A 19,192-nucleotide genomic window follows, 5' to 3' on the forward strand; every position below is an offset into this window, starting at 1 on the left:
TCAAACTCTCCATCAAGGTCCGAACGACGACTCCGAAAAGCCGCCAAACCTCAGGAAAAAATCCCAGCAAAACACCAACCCGTACACGGGCCGGTGCACTGCCTCAAAGAAATCCCCACCACGGACACCGACAAGCGATGACCGCGGCCACGGGGTGGTCCGACCTAAACGGCCGGACCTATAAAGGCACTGGCTTTTAACACGCTGTTGAGTTCTCAAGAAACGGACACCCACCGCGTTCGCGCCCACTCTCGCGGGCCCGTCCTCCGGGGCAACCCTTCTAACTTACCAGGATCTTCGCTCCTGTCAACCAACCTGGCGGTTGATCTTCAGAGGCTTAGCCCAGCCCGCCGTGCGTCATCGCGGGCAGCCGGAGCGGCCCGTGATCGATCGTTCGGTGGAGTCCCACGGGCCGACCACCTTGCGGCGTCCTGCATCCCGTCTGGGCTGACCACTCCAGAGTAACCCGGTTCCAAGCGAGCTTCGAACCGTTTTCCTCTGGGGGCTTCCCCGGAGGCCGTCCGCCTGTCGGCGTCCCGCATCCCCTCGGGGCAGGAAGAACATTAGATAATCAAGAACCACTCGTCAACTCGGTCTTGTTACCCCTCGCCCACGCGGACTAAACCCCCAGGTCACGGTTGATTCACTCACGGACCCCGGAGAGGTCGCCCGGACGCGGGCACCTCGGAGGATGCCGGTCACCGGGCTTGCCTCGGCCGAGGGGAGCACCTCACCCGTGAGCAACCATGGGATGGCTTGGAAGTGGTGTACCCCACGTTCGATCCACCGCTAGGGCGCGAGGCTCGCCCGGTGCGGCCCCTCAGGCCAGGGCCGCGGAGAGCTGGTCGACGCGGCCCTGGGAGTCGAAGGCCACGGTGATGCTGCCGCCTCCCGGGGGGCCGCCGGAGATCGTCTCGGCGGTCTCCTCGTACGGGGCGCCGTGGCGGTCGAAGTAGCCGCGCACGACCCGCCGGTGGTCATCGGGGAAGACCTGGACGGCGGTCATGAGCAGGCGCGGCGCGGTGTTCGGGTCGAACACGGCGGAGGGCAGTTGGGGGTCGTCGAGGTGGACGTACGCCGCGCCCTTGCCCTCGTTGATCGCGCATGACCAGATGCCGTTCCCGCCCAGCAGGTGGCCGGCGGCGATGGCCATGGTGGTGGCGGCCTGGTGCGGCTGGGGGAAACCGCCGAGGTCGAGGTGGCCGGTACTCAGCTCGGGGATGTCGTGCTCCACGCCGTAGTCGTGGATGGCGCGGACCGCGGCGACGGCGGGATGGTCCCAGCCGAAGTTCGGATTCGCCCAGGTCCACAGCCAGGTATTGCTGAGGTGGGAGAAGCTGCCCAGGCTCGTCACGCCGCCGATTACGAGACCGTCGGAGCGCAGTGACCGCGATTCCAGGTCGGCGGTCCTGTGCTCGGTGCCGAGGAAGGCGTTCAACGCCTCCTGCTGCTGCATCGCCGCTGCGGAGCGTTCCGCCCCGAACGCTTCGAACGCCGGACTGTAGGAGCTCTGTCGTGACATGCAGCGGCAGCATAGTGGCGCACAGCGACCGGCAGGGCCGTGCCCTGGGCGTCAGCGGGGTGCCCGCGCCTGTGGGCACGTGTCAGCGGCGCCGGTGACGGTGCTTCCGGAGAACGCGAGTCATCGTCGAAAGGCCGCCTGTGAGTAGCTGATACGGGCCGGGAGGGCCTGCGGGCGGTTCAGAAAGACGCGTGCACTGGACGGGGCGGACCTGGCGGCCCGGCGGGGCACGCTGCTGAGCCGGACGCCGGCCGGGCGGAGGTCTGCGGGTACGACGTCGTCCGGAACACGGCCCGGTGCGGGCAACGATTGGGCTGACCGGCACCGAGGACCTGGTCATGATCGTGTGGCTGCTGGGCTTCGGCCCGGCACGGGCCAAGGCGCGGAGGCGGGCGCTGTAGAGCGGTTCCAGTTGATGGAGGCCGCGAGGCGCGCGGTGAGGACGTACTCAGGCCAGGTCTGGCGACGAGCCTGGTGAACCGGTCTGAGGCGATCTACCTGGACGAGCCGAGGGCGGGACCGGACCCGCGAACCCGCGATGAGGTGCGGGCGGCCGTCCGGGACCTCGTGGACGACGGGACGACGGTGCTGCTGATCACGGCCGGGTGGTGGCGGAGAGCGCGCCTGCGGAACTGAAAGGGGCGGATCGGGCGGCAGACTCTGGTGGCACGCGCGGCCGAGCCGTATCGGATGGAGGAGCCGGGCGCGATCGTGGCGGTTCTCACGCGGCGGCGATGGAGCTTGTGATGGCGCCGGTGTCGGCTCCGGCGGTCTGACGGCCTGGTGGCGCGCCGGCTGGACGAGACGGCGAGCGTGCCGACCGAGTTGTCACTGCGGATGCCGAGTCTGGACGAGGTCTTCCTCACGCTGACCGGACGGCCGTCGGCAGAGGCAGAAGAGCGCCGGGCCGTCGGGGTGTGCCGCCCCGCTGCGGCACGGGTTGACGCTGGCCCGGCGGGAACGTAGCCCGGCTGCGCCACTCGGAGGGACGCCGTCGTGTTCCTGCTCATGTTCGTCGTGCGGTGGCGGGTAACACGGAGGCCCAGCCGTGGCAGTTGCTTCCGGGCCTCGTGCCGCAGATGGCGATGTTCGCGACGATGAGGCTGGGCACAGCGCTGAAACGATGACGTTCACGGGGCTTCCTCGACTTTCCGCAGACGGCGATCGCGCGTTCGGCGCCGTTGCTGGGGACGGTTCGGTTCCGCACCGGGTCGCGGCGACGTTCGCGCGGCGCATGTGAGCAGCATTCTGATCCCGGACACCTCGACGATTCCGGGCCTGAGGTGAATTCGGTGACGCATCTGTGCGAGCCCTGATGGCGGGTGGGGCGGTGGGCAACCACGTCTGGCACACGCTGGCCTGGGGCGGCCGGGATCGTGGTGGTGTTGCGCTCCTGGAAGTCGTTCACGCCCGGGGGCGTTGGCTTGCGGGGGTGGTGATCCAACTGGTCGTCCCAGATGGAGGCCGTCCGCGGGGCGCGGTCGTACGCGGTGGCGGAGCTGTCGTCGCCGAGTGCCTGCCGGGCGGTGGTCTCGGTACGGCTTGCGTCGAGCCCTGGGCGGTCGTCGTGCGCTGGCAGGCGTACGTGGTGCCGAGGAGCCCGGCGGCCCGGGCGCGCTCACCCCGGACCATGCGGTGTTCTCGCGGGCATCGTGCCGCCGACGGCGCGCTCTCGTGCTCCAGCGCGTCCAGCCGATGACGTTGGTGATCTGGGCGGGGACGTTGGTCAGCAGCCGCTCCGGCGAGCGGCTGGCGGCCCCGACCCGTACGGCGCCCGCGCCCGTAGCGGGTGTGCCACGGTCAGCGGTACGAGCGGGGCACGGCGGGGGCGCCCGCAGTTCCTCCAGGCGAACGGCGCGACGGTGTCCACATCGGCTGGTCCAGGGCCAGCCGATCACGGGCCGCCGCCACAGCATGCGCAGCCGACCCTGGGCGGCCCGGAATCGTGCAGGCAGATTGTCCTCCCCTCGGCCGCCGATTCGCGTTTGCGGCAGGGTGGGGCCTTCCTGGGAGGGTGGCTTCATGCACGAGAAACCAAGGATCGTTTCCGGCGTCGAGGTCATCCCGCTCTGCGACGCGGTGGGTCCGATGGGAGAGGCGTTGCGGAAACCGCTGGACGACACCTTCACTGGTGCCAGGCCCGCGCTCTGGGAGCGCACGAGGGCCGAGGCGCCTGAGGCGTTCGGGCCGGACGGTGAGTGGATCCTGCACTTCCACTGCTATCTGCTGCGCGTCCCCGCGGGTCCCACCGTGCTGGTGGACGCGGGGCTCGGTCCAGAGGAATCTCCGGCCTCCTCCTGGGCGCCCGTGCCCGGACGCCTCCCTACGGCGCTGGCAGAGATCGGCGTCAAGCCGGAAAGCGTCGACACCGTCGTACTGACCCATCTCCACAGCGACCACGCCAGCGGCGCGGTCGTCGACGGCAAGCCCCTGTTCCCCAATGCCCGCCACGTCGTCCAGGAGGACGAGCTCACCTGGCTGGAGGGCGAGGGCGGGGACGTCCTGGACGAGGTCGTCACCCCCCTGCAAGAGGCCGAATGCCTGGACACCCTCCAGGGGCAGACCCGCATCGCCGAGGACATCAAGGTCGTCCCCACGCCGGGGCACACGCCGGGGCATCAGTCGGTGGTGCTCGGGGACGACCAGCTCATGGTGTCGGGCGATGTGGTCCTGCACCCCGTCCAGCTGGCCGACCCCGCCATCGAGTACGTCTACGACGAGGACTCCGCGGCGGCCGCGACCACGCGCACCGCGGTGTTGCGCAAGCTGCGCAAGAGCGGTGGCCTGCTGGCCGCACCGCATCTCCCGGAACCCTTCGTCCGGTTGAGCTGACGTGTGAAACGCGCACGCCGGGTACCACGGGCCTTGGAAGGAGGGGTCATCTGATGCCCAGAGCCCAGATCAAGGACGAGAAGAAGTATCAGCGCCTCCGCGAGAAGGGCGACAGCAAGGAGAAGGCGGCACGGATCGCCAACGCCTCCGCCTCCCAGGGGAGCGGGAAGGTCGGCCGCAAGGGCGGTAAGAGCCCCGCGTACGACGACTGGTCCAAGGACGAGCTGATGAAGCGCGCACGCGAGATCGGCATCGAGGGCCGTTCGTCGATGAACAAGTCGGAACTGGTCAAGGCGCTGCGCAGCCACTGACCCATCGGAGAGGGGGGCGGCCCGTGGGCCGCCCCCTCTTCGTTCGGCCGTCCTATTCCTCTTCGATCCGCATCGCCCTTTCCTCGGCCGTGTACCCGCCGCCGTCGGCGCCCTCGTCCCGGGCGACCGCGTCCGGCTCGGTGTCGGTGCGGGCGCCTTCGTCCTCTTCGACGATGCGCCCGGCGGGGGCGGGGGCGGGGGCGGCGGGCTCGTCCGCGGGCGCGGGACGCTCCGGCTCCTCCCGGCGCAGCCGCTCGTCGAGCGGCTCGCCTTCGCGCATCTCCTCGGCGGTCGTGCCGAAGTCGTCCACGGCGACCGGTTCGTCCCCCGGCAGCGCGGCCTCCTGCGGGTCCTCGGTCCAGTACTGCTCCGGGGTCCCGTCCTGAAGATCGGGGATGCCGTCGTCCTCCGGCGAGCTGTGCCGCTCGGTCATCGCGTTCCCCCTTTCCGTTCCGGGGGCGCGTACCCGCGTGGCGCGGATCATTCGTGGTTCGGCGCCCTGCGGCAGGGCACGCTCGGGGCATGCGCCAGGTCTTCGTCCTCGACTGCGCGGACCCGGAGCGGCTGGCCGCCTTCTGGGCCGCCGCGCTCCGCTACCGCCGCCACCCGCACTCTCCCCCGTACACGGCGCTGGACGACCCGCGCGGCGAGGGTCCCAAGTGGCTGCTGCAACGCGTCCCCGAACCCAAGGTCGGCAAGAACCGGATGCATCCCGATCTGCGCGTCACGGACATGGACGGCGAGCTGGCCCGGCTCACCGGGCTCGGCGCCACCGTCGTGCGCGGCCCCTTCGACGACGAGGGGTGGCTCACCACGGTGCTCGCCGACCCGGAGGGCAACGAGTTCTGCCTGATCGTCGAACCGGAGGGATCCTCATGACCAAGGTCGCCGAACACGCCCGCCGACAGAAGGAGAAGTACACCGCCGGGGCGGAGCGCCCGCTGGGCTCGTACCTGGCCACCCTCGCCGTGTACGGCCTCACCACCGGCGCGCTGGCGCTGCTGGCCCGGCGCCGCGCCGCCCCCGCCACCCGCGTCGGGGCGGCCGATCTCGCCCTGATGACGGTGACCACGCACAAGCTGGCCCGGCTGATCTCCAAGGATCCGGTGACGAGCCCGCTGCGCGCCCCGTTCACCCGGTACGCGGGCACGGCCGGCCCGTCCGAGCTGGCCGAGGAGGTCCGCGGCCACGGCGCCCGGCATGTCGTCGGCGAGCTGATCACCTGCCCGTTCTGCACGGCCCAGTGGGTGGCGACCGCGTACGCCGCCGGTCTGGCCTTCGCCCCCGACGCGACCCGTCTGGCGGGCGCCACGATGACGGCCGTGGCCGGTTCGGACTGGCTCCAGCTCGCCTACGCGCGGCTCCAGCGGGCCGCCGAGGAGTGAGGGAGCGGCGACGTTTGGTGCCGCCGGGACGGGTAGGGCCTCCATATGGAACTGTCTTTCCTCAAGCCGCTGTACTCCCGGCCGGGTCCGTACGCCTCCGTGTACGCCGACCTGACCCGCACCACCGAGGACGCCGGCAAGGCCGTCGAGCTGCGCTGGCGTGCGCTGCACGCGGAGCTGGAGGCGCAGGGCGCGCCCAAGCCCACGCTGCGCGCGGTGGAGCGTGCCGTGGAGGAGGAAGTGGAGCGGCGCCGCTCCGAGGGCCTGGTGATCTTCGCGGCGGACGGCGAGGTGGTGTTCTCCGAACGGTTCGAGCACGCCCCCCGCACGCCCCTGGCCAGGGTGTCCCCCCTCCCCCACGTGATGCCGTACCTTTCCGACCGGGGGGAGCGCTTCGCCCACCTGGTCGCGCACGTCGACCGGAGGGGCGGCGAGATCGACTGCGTCGACCCGGAGGGCCGGCACCGCCACATCGACGTGCCCGGGGACGAGGAGTACCCCATCCGCAAGGTCAAGGCCGGCGACTGGAACCAGTCGCGCTTCCAGCGCTCGGCGGAGAACGTCTGGAAGAGCAACGCCAAGAAGGTCGCCCGGGAGATCGACAAGGTCGCCCGCGCCAGCCATGCCGAGGCCGTGGTGATCGCAGGTGACGCCAGGGCCCGCACCGCCGTCCTGGAGGAGATCTCCGACGGCGTGCTGGAGCACACGGTCGAGTCCGACCGCGGCAACGGCCTGGACGGCGAGCTCTCCCGGATCCTCGATCTCAAGAGCACCGAGCGGATCCTCACCGTCGCCGAGCGCTTCGAACGCGAGCTGGCCAACGGCGAGCGCGCCGTGGCGGGCCTCCCCGCGACCGTCGAGGCCGTCCGCCGCGGCCAGGTCGAGACGCTGCTCATCGACGACGACCCCGCCTCCCCCGCCAGGCTCTGGACGGGCCCGCAGCCCTTCGAGGTGGCCACCACCCCCGACGACCTCCGCCCCCTGGGCGTCGACGACCCGGTCGAGGAGCGCGCCGACGCCGCCCTCATCAGGGCCGTGGCCGCGACCGACGGGGACGTGGTCGTCCTCCCGTCCGATGGCCCCAACGCCTCTCTCGGCGTAGGCGCCGTCCTCCGCTACAACGACCCGTCCACCCGCCACTGACCCAAAGCACCCCGCCCGGCCCCGGCCCGCATCCGCGTCGCTTCGACGTCGCGCGCGACGGCCTGGGCAAGCAGCATCCGCAGTATGAGCACGATGAGCGCGGCCCCCAGGACCGCCATGCCGATCCCGCCCATGATGACGGTCACCCACATCGGGGGGCTCGGGGGGTCGCCCCCCGATAAACACGACGAGGAGGAGCGGTCCGCGCCTTCCGCGGACACACTCCTCCCACCTACGAGTGGAGCTATGGGGATTCGAACCCCAGACCTCCTCCATGCCATGGAGGCGCGCTACCAACTGCGCCATAGCCCCGCAGGCCGCCGTTTCCGGTGACCGGCCCTAGGAGAGCTTAGTGCACGCGGAGGCCTGCTCGGGACGTCAGCGGGTCTTGCGCGTCATCGTGTAGCGCAGGACGAGGAACGGCAGGCCGAAGACGGAGAAGGCGTGTTCGGCCCGGAGGGCGCCGTCCTCCACGTAGACGTCGAGCCGTTCGGCGAAGCCGTGGACGGCGAGGGCGGTGAGGTCTCTGGAGCCGGGGTCGACGTAGGTGAGGTAGTGCCCGGGGTGGTCGAGATCGCTTTCGCTGGTGAGGACGAGTCCGCCGCCGGGCCGGGCGTACGGGGCGAGCGTGGCGGTGAAGCTGGCGTGGGGCAGTGGGAAGCCGACGCTGACGTAGCCCCGGTCGCCGTGCCGGTAGGTGGTGTAGATGCCCACGTAGATGGGTTCGTCGGTGTCGGAGAAGGAGCGGATCCAGCCGCGGACGGCGGTCGCGTCGGGGAGGTCGGGGACGATCGTGTCGATGCGGCCGCGCACGCCGCGCTGGGCTTCGCGCTGGTTCATCGGGACGTTCGCCTGGCCGAGGGGGCGGGCGAGGAGGGTGCGGTAGAGGAGGTAGCCGGGGCGGACCCAGGTGCGCCATTCGGGGACGATGTCCAGTTCGAACCGGGCGGTGTGCTCGTAGAACTCGCGGACGAGGGGGTGTGTCCCGGCGGGGTCGAAGTCGGGGCCGGCGAGTTCGTCCAGGGAGCCGACGATGCCGACGTCGGGGGCGTCGGCGGTGTAGGTGCCGCCGATCGTTTCGGCGAGTTCTTTGACGTAGCCGGTGCCGACGTACCGGGATCGGGCCTCTCTCGGCACCACGAAGGGGAGGCTCTCGGCGGGGACCTCCTCGGCGAGGAGGCTGACCTGGGCGTCGCGGAAGAGGAGCGCCGCCAGGGTGCGGTAGGTCACCACGGCCGCGCTCGCCACCGCGGCGGCGGGGAGGGGCCGTGCCGTGGCGGCTGCGCCGACGGCGGCGCCGACGACCGGGCCGAGGGCGACCTTCTGCGGTCTCAGGCCGAGGGCGCCCGCGACGGCGCCGGAGACCGTCCCCACGGCCAACGGGCCCGCGGAGCGCCCGGCCAGCCACCCCAAGGGCGCGGCCATGGCGCCGCTGACGGCGATGCGCTGCCACAGGGCGGGGATCTCGCCGGGGCGTTGCCGTGCGCGGGCCACCGCCTCGCCTGCGCCGAGCGCGACCGCGCCCAGGGCGGCCCCGGCTCCCGCCGCGCGCGCGCCGCGGTGGCCGGCGAGGGCCGCTCCCGCCAGGGCGCCGAGGGCCCCGGCGAACGCGATCGAACCGGCCTGGGACGCTCGCTCGTCGTTCACAGATGAAAACTACCGGCCCAGGACGGGTCGGGCTTCACGGGCGGGGCCGTCCTGCGCCACCATGACAGGGCCGCCGCGGGGAAGGGCCGAGATCACCCGTTCCCGTTGATCGGACGATCCGGTATACGGCATCGTCCATAGGCGGCGTCACCCCCCGTGTCACGAAAGGTACTGCGCATGCGCCGGCTGGCGGTCACCCTCCTGCTGCTCCCCGGCTTGTTCGGGCTGTCCCTGTGGACCGGGGTGGGCCCGGCGGACGACTGGGTGCACAACTGCCAGGTGCGGCAGGCGTACCTGGACCGCCTGGAGGCCATGGAGGTCGAGGTCAACCGGATGCGCATCCAGGGCAAGAGCGAGCAGGAGATCGCCCGGGCGATGGTGCCGCGCCGGAACGAGGCCAAGTCGCTGGTGCGCGGCAAGATGAAGGTCAAGGACGTGCGGAAGCTGGAGCAGCGCAACCAGGCCCGGTACGGCAGCCCGCAGGGCCCGACGATCGAGTGGATGTACGCCCGGCACGGCGGGAACTGGCACGAGATCGTCGAGGCGAGCCTGGATTCCAACGCGTTCTACGACGTGACGTGCATTCCGTGGTTCGATCTGTGAACACGACAATGATCATGACCCGCTTTTCCGGAGTAATCGGAAATATCCGTTCAGACGACGGGGATTCGGCGCGGAGTTGCCCGCCGATCCGGTGAATCGCCTGCGTACGGTGCGGGTCCGTGGCGAAGATGAGGGAATGAGTTTCCCCCTGATGCCCGGTTACGACCACATCAATCTGGTCGCCGAACTGGAGCCGGGCGCGGCGCTGCGGGACCGCGAGATCGGCGAGCGGATCCGCGATTACCGAAGGATCCTCCCGGCCGGCTCCCCCGATTTCGGACACGCGGTGCAGACCGGCTCGCGGTGGCGGATCGGCTGCCTGGGCGCGACCGATCCCTCGGCCGCGCGCTACGGGCTGGCCATGGATCTGCGGCAGGCCGCCGCCGAGGACGGCACCGACGCGGCGACGGCCCGGGCCATGCGGGCGGCGGCCGACCGGCTGGACCCCGAGGAGGGCGAGCAGCTCCCCAAGGACGAGTGGGAGCTCGGCGACCGCCGCTACCGGGTGATCAGGATCGAGAAGTACACCCTGATCGGCGACCGGGTGATGGAGCCTCCCCGCCCCAGCGACGGCGCCCTGACCGGGATCGACTCGATGCTGCGCGGGCACCCGATCGACCCGCGGGCGCCCGCCGGGCAGTGGGAGGCCCAGCTCAGGCTGAACCTGGTGGGGTACATGCCGATGCCCGGCACCGTCCCGGAGATCGTCCGGACCGAGGCGCGGCACGCGATCCGCACCCACCCCGGGGTGGTGCTGCTGCCGCCCACGTTCACCGTGGTGGAGGTCACGGAGGACGCGTGGGAGCCGCTCACCGGGGGCAGCGATCCCGACGACGCCCGCGACCACCTGGCGGGCTACTTCAGCCGGCTGCTGCCGCGGCTGCGCGAGTTCCAGGGCGATCCGGCCACGCCCGCCGAGATGGAGGCGTGGGCGGGGGCCGCGGCGCGGATCACGGCGGCGACCGGACACGAGTTCACCGCCCTCGGCCGCCGGTTCCGCACCGTGCGGGTCTCCCGGATGCTGCGGCTCGGCCGAGACGGCCCGGAGGCGCCGCGCCCGTCCGACCAGGAGCGCTACGGCGTGCCGGAGGTCGTCCAGGACGAGTCCTGACCCACAAGGGCGCAGCCGTCGCCCAGAACGGCTCCTCGGCCCATGCCGACCACGTCGGCGTGCCCGCCCGCCGAGTACGCTGCCCTCGCCCTGCAGATCATCGAGAAGACGATGCTCAACGGCGAGACCATCCGGCTCGACGGCGCCATCCGTGCTGAAGGAGACCCCATGAGCGACGACCTGATCGTCGAGGAACGCGGCCGCGTCCTCGTCCTCACCATGAACCGCCCGGACGCCAAGAACGCGATGTCGTTGGCCATGGCCCACCAGATCGCCGCGGCCCTGGACACCCTCGACTCCCGCCCCGACCTCAGCGTCGCCGTGATCACCGGCGCGGGCGGCACCTTCTGCGCCGGAATGGACCTCAAGGGCTTCGCCCGGGGCGAGCGCCCCATCGTCGAGGGCCGCGGCTTCGCCGGCCTGGTGAAAGAGCCCCCCGCCAAGCCGCTGATCGCGGCCGTGGAGGGCTACGCCCTGGCCGGCGGCTTCGAGATCGTCCTGTCCTGCGACCTGATCGTCGCCGCCGACAACGCCAAGTTCGGCCTCCCCGAAGTGAAGCGGGGCCTCTGCGCCGCCGCCGGCGGCCTGCTCCGCCTCCAGCACCGCATCCCCTACCACCTGGCCATGGACCTCGTCCTCACCGGCCGCATGTGGCCCGCCCGGGAAGCCGCCGAAGTCCACCTGGTCAACCGCCTGACATCTCCAGGGTCCGCCCTGGAGGAAGCCCTGAAGCTGGCCGACGAGATCGCCGCCAACGCGCCCCTGGCCCTGGCGGCGTCCAAGCAGGTGCTCTCCCGCTCCTCCGACTGGTCCCAGGACGAAGCGTTCGACCGCCAGGAGGAGTACACCACCCCCGTCCGCAACTCCGCCGACGCCAAGGAAGGCGCGAAGGCCTTCATCGAGAAGCGCGCCCCGAACTGGTCGGGCACCTAGAACGGAATCATCAGCTCAACACCGATCAGCGAGGCGACCAGAAGCGTCTGCAACGGCTCCGGTACGGCATGCTCAAGACGCACGCCGTACCGGCGCCGCCTCTCCTCGTACACAGAAACCCCAACCGAGAACCGCCCAATGACGTCCCCGGAGGCGTCCACCACAGTCCCTTCCTGCAAAGCCGCATCCACCCCCGGCATCAGTAAGAAGGCAACCTCCTCGCCCTGAGCGTCCCGAACCGCATAGCCCCCGCTGCTCTCCCCGCCCGACAGCCCGAGCGTCCCCTTCACCCCACCCACATGCACGGCGATCGCCCCGAGCTGAGCCCCATCACCCCCGACCACAAGCGCGGGCTGCGGCCGCATCGGATCATTCGTCCGATCCACAGAGAACCAAGGCCGGCCCTCAGAATCCGACGCACCGACCACCACCCGCGTCTCGTCATAACGGGCATGCGGGTTCGGGTAGAACATCAACCCGTCATCCGGCGCGGGCACCCTCTCCACCCGCGCGAAGACCACGCCCCGATCATGGATGACGTAGTCCCGCCGCAGCTGGGGCTCGTCCACCGTCCAGGCCATGAGTTCCATGTCAGCTCCGGGTCAGGTCGAGAGCCAGCGGCGTGGCCAGGACCAGCGTCCGCAGGGGCTCGGCCGGCTCCCCCTCCAACCGCAGCGTGTACCGGTCCTTGAAGGTGGCCTCGCGCACCTCGATCTCCGCCACCCGCCGCCCCTCCAGATCGGTGCAGACACCACCGACCGGCACCACGCTCACCGCTTCCTCGCTGGACCGCCGCTTCATCTCCCAGTCGACCTCGCCCACGGTCCGGTCCCGCACGTCCAGGAGCCGGTGCACCAGCCCCGGCTTGCGCTCCACCAGATACTTCGCCGCCCCGGCCGGATCGTCGACGAACCGCCCGATCACCACTCCATCGGCCCCCACGATCGCGACCGGCGCCCCGTCCTGGCGATCGACGTAGAAGAGAACGCCCCCGTCCGCCCCCTCGACCTGGACGACCACCCGGGCCCCGCCCAGCCCCGAGCCGCCGAACATCGCGATCAAGCCCTTGCGCGGCTTGGGCCCGGCCACCTGCACCGCCTGCCCCAGCACCTGCCCGGACTCGTCGCTGATCCCGTACTCCAGCTGCGATGACCGCTGCTCGATCCGCAGCACCGAACACCCCAAGAGGCTCACCATCCGAGCACCCTAATCCGAAACCCCACCCAAGAACCGCCAGGGGCACCTGGGGGCGAAGCCCCCAAAGAACACAACAAGGAGAAACCCCCAACAACCGCAACCACGCACAAGGGGGCGTGGGGGCGAAGCCCCCACATCGGGGGGCTCGGGGGGTCGCCCCCCCGATAAACACGACGAGGAGGAGCGGGGAAGCGGCGTCAGCCGCGACCACACTCCTCCCACCTACGAGTGGAGCTATGGGGATTCGAACCCCAGACCTCCTCCATGCCATGGAGGCGCGCTACCAACTGCGCCATAGCCCCGCGCGACTGCGTGGACGTTCATCCCGCAGCGCTTGGCCAGTGTATAGGACTGGGCCGTGGTACTCGAATCGGTTTGCCGGGGGGTCAGGCGCCGTTCTCGACGCGGTCGTCGCTGAGGACGGGTTCGGGGAGGGTTCCGGCGTTGTGCTCGACGAGCCGCCACCCTCCGCTGCGTTCATTCCGTCCCCCTTCGGGGGACCCACCCCCACCTCGCATTTCGCCGAGGACGGACCAGCAGCAGTTGGAGAGGCCGCCGAGGCGTTCCCAGACCTCTTCGGGGAGGCCGAGGAGGTGGGACATGCCGAGGCGGAGGGCGGCGCCGTGGGAGGCGACGACGAGGAGGCCGTCGGGCGGCAGGTCGTCGAGGGCGCGGTCGAGGGCGGCGCCGACGCGTTTGGCGACCTGGAGGCTGGTCTCGCCGCCGGGGGGCTGCCAGGCGGCGTACTCGGCCGGGTAGCGTTCGCGGATCTCCAGGTTGGTGAGGCCCTCCCAGGCGCCGCCGTCGCGTTCGATGAGGTCGCGGTCGTGGCGGATGGGGAGGCCGGTGACGTCGGCGAGCGCCTGGGCGGTGTCGGCGGCGCGCTGGAGGGGGGAGGCGAGCAGGGCGGTGGGGCTCAGCGCGGCGAGGAGCCGGGCGGCGCGGTGGGCCTGCTGGACGCCGGTCTCGTCCAGGGGGATGTCGGTCTTGCCCTGGAAGCGGCGTTCGACGTTCCAGGAGGTCTGGCCGTGGCGCCAGAGGACGATGCGGCGCTTGCCCGGCACGCGGTCATTCACTGGCGCTCCCGACGGTGCGGCGGCGCTGCGCCGAGTGGGCGTTGACGGCCTCGGGGAGCCCGATCAGCGGGCAGTCCTTCCACAGCCGTTCGAGGGCGTAGAAGATCCTGTCCTCCTCGTGCTGGATGTGCACGATGATCTCGGCGTAGTCGAGCAGCACCCAGCGGCCCTCCCGCTCGCCTTCGCGGCGGACGGGCTTGGCGTCGGCCTCCTCGCGGAGCCGCTTCTCGATCTCGTCGACGATGGCGCGGACCTGCCGGTCGCTGGGCGCCGAGCAGAGCACGAAGGCGTCGGTGATGACGAGCTGCTCGCTCACGTCATAGGCAAGAATGTCGTCGGCCAGCTTGTCGCTCGCCGCCTCGGCGGCGAGGCGGACCAGCTGCACGGCCCTGTCGGATGCGGTCACGATGCGCTCGCGATCCTCCCTGTAGGCATCTCTTCCCGGAACCAGCTTCTCACGGGCTTCGGAAAGGGGCGGGCCCCTTTTCGTCGGCGTTCACCCACCGCGCCCTTTTCGACCGGGTACGGCGCCGTCCTGTCCGTTCCAGGGTATGGCCCCGCCGCGACCCGCCGGTACGGCCGCCGCACGGCGCTCAGCACCAGGTCAGGCGGCTTGGTCGCGGTAGAGGACGCGTTTGTTGATGTACTGGACGATCCCGTCCGGGACGAGGTACCAGATGGGCTCTCCGGCGCGGACACGGTCGCGGCATTCGGTGGAGGAGATCGACAGGGCGGGGACCTCCATCAGGCTGACGCGGCCGTTGGGGAGGCCGGGGTCGGCGAGGCGGTGGCCGGGCCTGGTGCAGCCGATGAAGTGGGCGAGTTCGAAGAGCTCGTCGGTGTCGTGCCAGGTGAGCATCTTGCCGAGGGCGTCGGCGCCGGTGATGAAGAAGAACTCGGTGTCGGGGCCGTGCAGCTCGCGCATGTCGCGGAGGGTGTCGACGGTGTAGGTGGGGCCGGGGCGGTCGATGTCGATGCGGCTGACCGAGAAGCGGGGGTTGGACGCGGTGGCGATCACGGCCATGAGGTAGCGGTCCTCGGCGGCGGCGACGCGGCGCTCCCCCTTGTGGGAGGACAGGCCGGTGGGCACGAACACGACCTCGTCCAGCGAGAAGACGTGGGCGACCTCGCTGGCGGCCACCAGGTGGCCGTGGTGGATCGGGTCGAACGTACCGCCCATGATCCCCAACCGTCGCTTTTGCGTCATGACGACGAGAATAGCCAGCGGGCCGGTGGCCCCCGACCACCGCCCCCGCGGCGGTGATCGGGGGCGCCGGTCAGTCCAGGCCGGGCAGCGGGGCCGGGCCCGATTCCCAGGTCACGACGCGTACCGCCTTGCCGACCTCGACGCGCGGGACGGTCCCGGCGGGCAGCACCCGCACCTCGGCGTGCAGGCCGAGATCGGCGCGCAGCGCCCGGGTGAGCTCCTCCGCGGGGCCGTCCTCGGTGGCTTCGGCGGCCTCGCAGGCGACCACGAGGCGGACGTCGGGCTTCCGGCGGTCCACGACCAGCTGGTAGTGGGGGACGACCAGTCCGGAGCCGAGCAGGACGCGCTCGACCTCGCCCGGGTACAGGTTGACGCCGCGGATCACCAGCATGTCGTCCACCCGGCCGCGGATCCTGCTCATCCGGACCAGGGTCCGCCCGCAGTCGCACTCGCCGTGCGAGAGCGCGGCGATGTCGCCGGTGCGGTAGCGCAGCAGCGGCAGGGCCTGCTTGGTGGGCGTGCTGAAGACCAGCTCGCCCGGTTCGCCCTCCTCCACCGGGTCGCCGGTCGCGGGATCGACCGCCTCGACGATGAAGTGGTCCTCGTTGACGTGCAGGCCGTTCTGCTCCAGGCACTCGGTGGCGACGCCCGGCCCGATCACCTCCGACAGGCCGTAGATGTCCATCGCCTTGATCGGCAGCACGTTCTCGATCGCCGTCCGCAGTTCCTCGGACCAGGGCTCGGCGCCGAACAGCCCCGCCCTGAGCGAGGAGACGTCCGTCCCGGTCTCGGCGGCCGCCTCGCCCAGCCGCAGCGCGTACGCGGGCGTGCAGGCCAGCACGTCGGGCCGCAGGTCGGCGATCATCCGGAGCTGCCGCTCGGTCATCCCGCCCGACATCGGCACCACGGCGGCGCCCAGCGCCACGGCGCCCTGGTGGACGCCGATGCCGCCGGTGAACAGGCCGTACCCGTAGGCGTTGTGGACGACGCTCTCGGCGGACGCGCCCGCGCAGGACAGCGACCGCGCGCACATGCCGGCCCACAGGTCCAGGTCTGCCTTGGTGTAGGCGACGAGGGTGGGCCTGCCCTGCGTCCCGCTGGAGCCGTGCACGGCGACCACCCGGTCCTGCGGGACGGCGAGCATCCCCAGCGGGTAGGCGTCCCAGAGGTCCTGCTTGGTGGTGAACGGCAGCGTGTGCAGTTCGGCGAGGGTGACGTCGGCGCCGCCCTTGACCCCCGCCTCGCGGAGCCGGTCGGCCTGCACGCCGCCCGCGACCAGCAGCCGGTCGACCAGTCCCCACAGCCGGTGGCGCTGCAGCGCCGCCCGCTCGTCCCGGGACATCGCCTCGGCCTTCGGATCGAACATCGCGCCTCCTCGCGCCCCCGATGACCTGGTAAGTTCTCGCTCTCCCCCGAGACGGCCGCCCCGATCCGCCCCGGAAACGACCATCCCCGCGGCCGGACGCCACCACTCTGCCGCACGGGCCCCCTCCGGGACGAGGGGTCGGGGCGACGGACCGGAGCCGGTCGGCGGCGCGCGGCGGGGAACCTTGGACTCGACCGGTTCGTCGGACTTACCATGCCGGTCCTGATCCGGGAACATCGTGACCAGGATCCGAACGAGGTCGGGGCACGGCCGACACCCGAAGGAAGGGAGGGAGCGGCGATCGCCGACGGGGGATTTTCCGGGACGGGCGCGCCGCGCACCCCATGACGACGAACACACCGGACCGGGCACGCACCCGATTCCCGGGGATCAGCTCGCGCGCCTACGAACATCCCGCGGACCGGTCGGCGCTGGTCGCGCTGCGTTCGCTGACCGGGTTCGACGTCGTGCTGCGGCGTCTTTCGGGCCTGTTCAACGAGCGCGCGCTGCGGCTGATGTTCCTGGGCGGCACCGTGCGGGTCGGCGAGGGCCAGTTCCACCACCTGCACGACATGGTCCGCGACGCCGCCTACATCCTGGACATGCCCGAGGTCCCCGAGGTGTACGTGCGGCAGTCCCCGACGCCGAACGCGATGGCGCTGGGCTCCGACCACCCCTTCATCGTGATCAACACGGGCCTGATCGACCTGCTGGACGACGAGGAGCTCCGGTTCGTGGTCGGCCACGAGGTCGGCCACATCCTGTCGGGGCACGCCGTCTACCAGACGATGATGCAGATCCTGATCCAGCTCGGCACCCGGCTGGCCTGGCTGCCGCTGGGCAACATCGCCATCGGGGCGATCATCATCGGGCTGAAGGAGTGGTTCCGCAAGGCCGAGCTGTCCTCCGACCGGGCCGGGCTGCTGGCCGGCCAGGACCTGGACGCGGCCAAGCGCACGATGATGAAGCTGGCCGGCGGCACCCGGCTGTCGGAGATGAGCAGCGAGGCGTTCCTGGCGCAGGCCCGCGAGTACGACGCGGCCGGCGACGTGCGCGACGGGCTGCTGAAGTTCCTCAACCTGCTGCCGCAGACCCACCCGTACGCGGTGATCCGTTTCGCCGAGATCGACCGGTGGGCCAAGAGCGGCGAGTACGAGCGGATCCTCGGCGGCGACTACGCCCGCCGCGCCGACGACGGCAGCGCCAAGGTCACCGACGAGGCCCGCGCCGCCGCCTCGGCCTACAAGGAGTCGTGGGAGCGCAGCGCCGACCCGTTCATCGGCAAGGTCCGCGACGTGGCCGAGGGCGCGGCGTCCGCGGCGGGCGGCCTGTTCGACCGCCTGTCCCGCCGCGACGGCGGCACCACCACGAGCAACTCCAACTGAACGACCGCGCGGCCGGGCGCGGGCTTTGAGCCGTACCCCGCCCGTCGCGCGAGCGCGTTACCTGCCCGGTGAGGCGAAGCCGGAGGCAAGCCTCACCGGGCAGATCGCGAAGCGATGCCGCGCTCGCCAAGGCCCGGTTAGGGGCGAGCCGCCAGGCGAGCCCCGTAGGCCGGGACTCTAAAACACAGTCTGGCCCTTGAGGTGGCCTTCGCCGGTGACGACGTACTTGGTGGAGGTCAGCTCGGGGAGGCCCATCGGGCCGCGGGCGTGCAGCTTCTGGGTCGAGATGCCGATCTCGGCGCCGAAGCCGAACTCCTCGCCGTCGGTGAAGCGGGTGGAGGCGTTCACCATCACCGCGGCCGAGTCGACCAGCGCCACGAACCGCTTCGCGGCGGCCTGCGAGGTGGTCACGATGGCCTCGGTGTGGCCCGACCCGTAGGTGCGGATGTGCGCGACCGCCTCGTCCAGGGTGCCGACGACGCGGGCGGCGATGTCGAGCGAGAGGTACTCGGCGTAATAGTCGTCCTCGGTGGCCTCGACGACCTCGCCGGCGACGTCGTGGGCCCGGACGGCCTCGTCGCCGTGCACCGTCACGCCCGCCCCGCGCAGCGCCGCCAGGGCCTTGGGCAGGAACGCGTCGGCGATGCCCTCGTGCACCAGCACGGTCTCGGCGGCGTTGCACACCGACGGCCGCTGCGTCTTGGCGTTGACCAGGATCTTCACGGCCAGGTCCACGTCGGCGGCGGCGTCCACGTACACCGCGCAGTTGCCCACGCCGGTCTCGATCACCGGCACCGTGGACTCCTCCACCACCGAGTTGATCAGGGACGCGCCGCCGCGCGGGATCAGCACGTCCACCAGGCCGCGGGCGCGCATCAGGTGCTTGACGGACTCGCGGCTGGTGCCCGGCACCAGCTGCACCGCGTCCGCCGGGACGGCGGTGCCCGCCAGCGCGGCCTGCATGACGCCGACCAGGACGGTGTTGGACTCGTAGGCCGACGACGACCCGCGCAGCATCGCCACGTTCCCGCTCTTGAGGCAGAGCGCGGCGGCGTCGACGGTCACGTTGGGACGGCCCTCGTAGATGATCCCGACCACGCCCAGCGGCACCCGGATCTGCCGCAGGTCGAGGCCGTTGGGCAGCACGTTCCCGCGCACCGTCTCGCCGACCGGGTCGGGCAGCGCGGCGACCTTGCGGACGGCGTCGGCGATCCCCGCGATCCGCTCCACCGTCAGGCTCAGCCGGTCGATCATGTGCTCGGAGGTGCCGGACTCGCGGGCCCGCTCCACGTCGGCCTCGTTGGCCTTGACGATCTCCGGCGCGGCGGCGGTCAGCGCGTCGGCGATCGCGTGCAGCGCGGCGTCCTTGGCCGCCCGCGGCAGCGGCGCCAGCCCGGCGGCCGCCTCCCTGGCACGCCGTGCCACCCGCAGGAACTCCTCGCGTTCCCGGTCCTGCTCGCCGCCCATCGCCGGC

Annotated in this window: 21 protein-coding genes and 2 tRNA genes; 10 read left to right on the forward strand and 13 right to left on the reverse strand. The window is 71.4% G+C overall.

All coding sequences use genetic code 11. From position 1 onward, the window contains the following. Nucleotides 1-820 precede the first annotated feature (820 nt). Nucleotides 821-1,522 carry a DUF6882 domain-containing protein gene (locus tag ACFPZN_RS50070; RefSeq protein ID WP_378291238.1) on the reverse strand — a complete coding sequence of 234 codons (702 nt, stop codon included), beginning with the start codon at nucleotides 1,520-1,522 and terminating at the stop codon, nucleotides 821-823. Nucleotides 1,523-1,996: 474 nt separating this feature from the next. On the opposite strand from ACFPZN_RS50070, the gene ACFPZN_RS50075 reads away from it, so the two are divergent. From ACFPZN_RS50075 to ACFPZN_RS50085, 3 genes are all read left to right on the forward strand, one after another. Further along, nucleotides 1,997-2,158, forward strand: a complete 162-nt coding sequence (locus tag ACFPZN_RS50075; protein ID WP_378291240.1) for a hypothetical protein — start codon at nucleotides 1,997-1,999, stop codon at nucleotides 2,156-2,158. A 1,386-nt stretch (nucleotides 2,159-3,544) separates the two neighbouring features. Further along, the gene (locus ACFPZN_RS50080) at nucleotides 3,545-4,354 is read left to right on the forward strand and encodes an MBL fold metallo-hydrolase (protein ID WP_378291242.1); all 810 of its coding nucleotides are present in this window, start codon (nucleotides 3,545-3,547) and stop codon (nucleotides 4,352-4,354) included. Nucleotides 4,355-4,407: 53 nt separating this feature from the next. Further along, nucleotides 4,408-4,665: a DUF7218 family protein gene (locus ACFPZN_RS50085; RefSeq protein ID WP_378291244.1), complete on the forward strand. Its 258-nt coding sequence runs from the start codon at nucleotides 4,408-4,410 to the stop codon at nucleotides 4,663-4,665. A gap of 52 nt (nucleotides 4,666-4,717) precedes the next feature. On the opposite strand, the gene ACFPZN_RS50090 is transcribed toward ACFPZN_RS50085, so the two are convergent. After that, complete coding sequence (locus ACFPZN_RS50090; protein ID WP_378291246.1) at nucleotides 4,718-5,098, reverse strand: DUF5709 domain-containing protein; 381 nt, start codon at nucleotides 5,096-5,098, stop codon at nucleotides 4,718-4,720. Nucleotides 5,099-5,187: 89 nt separating this feature from the next. On the opposite strand from ACFPZN_RS50090, the gene ACFPZN_RS50095 reads away from it, so the two are divergent. The 3 genes from ACFPZN_RS50095 to ACFPZN_RS50105 are packed head-to-tail and all read left to right on the forward strand — an operon-like array spanning nucleotide 5,188 to nucleotide 7,193. After that, nucleotides 5,188-5,544, forward strand: a complete 357-nt coding sequence (locus ACFPZN_RS50095; protein WP_378291248.1) for a VOC family protein — start codon at nucleotides 5,188-5,190, stop codon at nucleotides 5,542-5,544. Beyond that, entirely contained in the window at nucleotides 5,541-6,050 is a 510-nt protein-coding gene (locus tag ACFPZN_RS50100; RefSeq protein WP_378291250.1) for a DUF1360 domain-containing protein, read from the forward strand. The genes ACFPZN_RS50095 and ACFPZN_RS50100 overlap by 4 nt, the downstream gene beginning before the upstream one ends. Before the next feature lie 45 nt (nucleotides 6,051-6,095). Then, nucleotides 6,096-7,193, forward strand: coding sequence for a baeRF2 domain-containing protein (locus tag ACFPZN_RS50105; protein WP_378291252.1), 1,098 nt, complete (start codon nucleotides 6,096-6,098; stop codon nucleotides 7,191-7,193). Here the strand turns inward: ACFPZN_RS50105 and ACFPZN_RS50110 are convergent. The 3 genes from ACFPZN_RS50110 to ACFPZN_RS50120 form a co-directional block, all read right to left on the reverse strand. Next, nucleotides 7,166-7,339 carry a hypothetical protein gene (locus tag ACFPZN_RS50110; RefSeq protein ID WP_378291254.1) on the reverse strand — a complete coding sequence of 58 codons (174 nt, stop codon included), beginning with the start codon at nucleotides 7,337-7,339 and terminating at the stop codon, nucleotides 7,166-7,168. The genes ACFPZN_RS50105 and ACFPZN_RS50110 overlap by 28 nt on opposite strands. 93 nt (nucleotides 7,340-7,432) lie before the next feature. After that, nucleotides 7,433-7,505 (reverse strand) — tRNA-Ala (locus ACFPZN_RS50115). A 66-nt stretch (nucleotides 7,506-7,571) separates the two neighbouring features. Then, entirely contained in the window at nucleotides 7,572-8,840 is a 1,269-nt protein-coding gene (locus ACFPZN_RS50120) for a hypothetical protein (RefSeq protein ID WP_378291256.1), read from the reverse strand. A gap of 177 nt (nucleotides 8,841-9,017) precedes the next feature. On the opposite strand from ACFPZN_RS50120, the gene ACFPZN_RS50125 reads away from it, so the two are divergent. The 3 genes from ACFPZN_RS50125 (at nucleotide 9,018) to ACFPZN_RS50135 (ending at nucleotide 11,487) form a co-directional block, all read left to right on the forward strand. Next, a complete protein-coding gene (locus ACFPZN_RS50125; RefSeq protein WP_378291258.1) occupies nucleotides 9,018-9,443 on the forward strand; it encodes a hypothetical protein in 426 nt (141 codons plus the stop codon). A 136-nt stretch (nucleotides 9,444-9,579) separates the two neighbouring features. Continuing rightward, a complete protein-coding gene (locus ACFPZN_RS50130; protein WP_378291261.1) occupies nucleotides 9,580-10,554 on the forward strand; it encodes a DUF5954 family protein in 975 nt (324 codons plus the stop codon). A gap of 168 nt (nucleotides 10,555-10,722) precedes the next feature. Then, nucleotides 10,723-11,487, forward strand: coding sequence for a crotonase/enoyl-CoA hydratase family protein (locus ACFPZN_RS50135; protein WP_378291307.1), 765 nt, complete (start codon nucleotides 10,723-10,725; stop codon nucleotides 11,485-11,487). Here ACFPZN_RS50135 and ACFPZN_RS50140 read toward each other — a convergent pair. The 7 genes from ACFPZN_RS50140 to ACFPZN_RS50170 form a co-directional block, all read right to left on the reverse strand. Further along, nucleotides 11,484-12,077, reverse strand: coding sequence for a hypothetical protein (locus ACFPZN_RS50140; protein ID WP_378291263.1), 594 nt, complete (start codon nucleotides 12,075-12,077; stop codon nucleotides 11,484-11,486). The two genes, ACFPZN_RS50135 and ACFPZN_RS50140, sit on opposite strands and share 4 nt — an antisense overlap. A gap of 1 nt (nucleotide 12,078) precedes the next feature. Continuing rightward, nucleotides 12,079-12,684: a hypothetical protein gene (locus ACFPZN_RS50145; RefSeq protein ID WP_378291265.1), complete on the reverse strand. Its 606-nt coding sequence runs from the start codon at nucleotides 12,682-12,684 to the stop codon at nucleotides 12,079-12,081. Nucleotides 12,685-12,913: 229 nt separating this feature from the next. After that, nucleotides 12,914-12,986, reverse strand: a tRNA-Ala gene (locus ACFPZN_RS50150). A gap of 84 nt (nucleotides 12,987-13,070) precedes the next feature. After that, entirely contained in the window at nucleotides 13,071-13,760 is a 690-nt protein-coding gene (locus ACFPZN_RS50155) for a histidine phosphatase family protein (RefSeq protein WP_378291267.1), read from the reverse strand. Further along, nucleotides 13,753-14,166, reverse strand: a complete 414-nt coding sequence (gene rsfS, locus ACFPZN_RS50160; protein WP_378291269.1) for a ribosome silencing factor — start codon at nucleotides 14,164-14,166, stop codon at nucleotides 13,753-13,755. Before rsfS ends, ACFPZN_RS50155 begins: the two co-directional genes overlap by 8 nt. Nucleotides 14,167-14,364: 198 nt before the next feature. Next, a complete protein-coding gene (nadD, locus tag ACFPZN_RS50165; RefSeq protein ID WP_378291271.1) occupies nucleotides 14,365-14,967 on the reverse strand; it encodes a nicotinate-nucleotide adenylyltransferase in 603 nt (200 codons plus the stop codon). 70 nt (nucleotides 14,968-15,037) lie between these two features. Further along, on the reverse strand, nucleotides 15,038-16,333 hold the full coding sequence (locus tag ACFPZN_RS50170) for a phenylacetate--CoA ligase family protein (protein ID WP_378291273.1): 1,296 nt from the start codon (nucleotides 16,331-16,333) through the stop codon (nucleotides 15,038-15,040). Between the two features lie 344 nt (nucleotides 16,334-16,677). On the opposite strand from ACFPZN_RS50170, the gene ACFPZN_RS50175 reads away from it, so the two are divergent. Then, nucleotides 16,678-17,718: a M48 family metallopeptidase gene (locus ACFPZN_RS50175; protein ID WP_378291275.1), complete on the forward strand. Its 1,041-nt coding sequence runs from the start codon at nucleotides 16,678-16,680 to the stop codon at nucleotides 17,716-17,718. A gap of 177 nt (nucleotides 17,719-17,895) precedes the next feature. On the opposite strand, the gene ACFPZN_RS50180 is transcribed toward ACFPZN_RS50175, so the two are convergent. Next, complete coding sequence (locus ACFPZN_RS50180) at nucleotides 17,896-19,185, reverse strand: glutamate-5-semialdehyde dehydrogenase (RefSeq protein WP_378291277.1); 1,290 nt, start codon at nucleotides 19,183-19,185, stop codon at nucleotides 17,896-17,898. Nucleotides 19,186-19,192 lie beyond the last annotated feature (7 nt).

Source organism: Actinomadura rugatobispora, from assembly GCF_042656285.1.
GTDB lineage: Bacteria > Actinomycetota > Actinomycetes > Streptosporangiales > Streptosporangiaceae > Spirillospora > Spirillospora rugatobispora.